The sequence below is a fragment of the Putridiphycobacter roseus genome, from assembly GCF_003234935.1.
Classification (GTDB): Bacteria; Bacteroidota; Bacteroidia; order Flavobacteriales_D; family Crocinitomicaceae; genus Putridiphycobacter; species Putridiphycobacter roseus.
This window is the reverse complement of record NZ_QKSB01000065.1, coordinates 1-857: the sequence shown is the minus strand read 5'-3', so window position 1 is coordinate 857 and position 857 is coordinate 1. Positions and strand designations below refer to the sequence as shown.

1 pseudogene is annotated in these 857 nt (G+C 41.8%); it reads left to right on the top strand.

Annotated features, from left to right (window positions below):
- Nucleotides 1-857: pseudogene (locus DNU06_RS17905) on the top strand (hypothetical protein); the annotation flags it as partial.

Genomic DNA, 857 nt, shown 5'->3' with positions numbered 1-857 from the left:
ACCAATGGTAACGGTGTAATTGATGGAGCGGAATTAGCCCCAGCAGGAACAGATGCAGACGCAGATGGTTTGGATGATAATTTTGACAGCATGCCATTAACGGCAGTCAACACATTTACCAATGCAGCCAACGGAACAATCGATCCAGTAACAGATGGCATATTTGCAGATGCAGATGCACCTGGTTTAGGTGATTTAGATTATAGAGAGTTAGATTCAGATGGAGATGGCATTGCAGATGTAATCGATCCAGATGATGATAATGATGGAATTCTAGATGTAGATGAAGGAACAGGAGATTCAGATGGAGATGGTATTCCAGATTATTTGGACCTTGATTCAGATAATGATGGCATCCCGGATGTAACAGAAAACGGAGGGTCCGATCCAGATGGAGATGGTGTGCTTGGTACAGGTCCAATTACAGATACTGACGGAGATGGATTGAGCGATTTAGTGGATCCAGATAATGGTGGTAGTATTTTACCTGTTTTAGACAGAGATGAAGATGGCATCCCAGATTATTTAGATTTAGATTCAGACAATGATGGAATAACTGACGTGATTGAAGCTGGAGGAACAGATCCAGATGGAGACGGTGTGATAGGTACAGGACCAATTAGTGATTTAAATGGTAACGGACTTTCAAGCATTGTTGATCCTAATGAGTTTGGAGGTATTGTTTTACCAAATCCAGATACGGATTTAGATGGTGTCAATGATATGAATGATGTCGATTCAGACAATGATGGTATTGCAGATGTAGTAGAAGCAGGTGGTACAGATCCAGATGGTGACGGTCAAATCGGAACAGGACCAATTACGGATACAGACGGTGATGGTTTATCAGATATCGT